The sequence below is a fragment of the Methylobacterium sp. D53M genome, assembly GCF_053345625.1.
This window is the reverse complement of sequence record NZ_JBKFAL010000080.1, coordinates 1-924: the sequence shown is the minus strand read 5'-3', so window position 1 is coordinate 924 and position 924 is coordinate 1. Positions and strand designations below refer to the sequence as shown.

Here is a 924-nt window from a genome sequence, read left to right as displayed (position 1 = left end):
CTAGGGCGTCTCTGCAAACTCATGTGAGCCAGAGCATGGTCATGCCGAGGGTGACCATGGCGAGGTAGTTGGCAGCCCGCTTCTCGTAGCGGGTGGCGATGCGGCGATACTGCTTGAGGCGGTTGATCAGCCGCTCGACCTTGTTGCGCTCGCGGTAGGCGGCCTTGTCAAAGTCGGGCTGACGCGGCTGGTCCTTGCGGCTCGGGATGACCGGCTTGATCCGACGCTGCCTGAGGCGACAACGCGCCGGCGGACTCGAGTAACCCCGGTCCCCTGCCGTCCCCCTGCCGTCCTACGGGGCCGCAGGCGCGGGCGGCCTCGCCCTGAGCGCGGCACCGCGCCCTTGTCCATCAAGGCGTCCAGTGCGAACTGCTCGTGCCTCTCGCCGGCCGTCAGCACCGCCGCGATCGGCTTGCCGCCGCCCTCGGCGCGCAGATGCAGCTTGGTGGAGAACCCGCCCTGGCTGCGCCCGAGCGCTTCGCCCACGCCCTCGACGGTCGCCTCACCCCCCGATGGCGCCGGACCGGCGTGCCCCGGCGGCGTGCTGGTGGGCGCGCACCACCGTGGCGTCCACGAAGTGCAGATCCCAGTCCAGGGCGCCGCGGGCGTCCGCCTGCGCCTGCAGGCGCTGCAGCAGCCGGTCGAACACGCCGGCCTTGCGCCAGTGGTAGAACCGGCTCGACACGGTTCCGACCGCCCCGTAGCGGGCCGGCAGGTCCTCCCAGGGAGCACCGGTACGCAGGATCCAGAGCATGCCGTTGAGCACTTGGCGGTGATCCTCGGCGGGCCGGCCCATGCGCGGCTTCTGCGCAGGCAGCAGCGGGGCGACCTGCTCCCACTGCGCGTCAGTCAGTTCAACGCGTCGCATCAGGCCCACATGGGGCCGATCCCGCGGCCTGTGAACCCTTTGCAGAGACGCCCTAG

Annotated in this window: 1 pseudogene; it reads right to left on the bottom strand. The window is 71.1% G+C overall.

The features are described 5' to 3' along the window. Nucleotides 1-19: 19 nt before the first annotated feature. Nucleotides 20-868, bottom strand: a pseudogene (locus tag ACLBYG_RS31565) (IS5 family transposase). Nucleotides 869-924 lie beyond the last annotated feature (56 nt).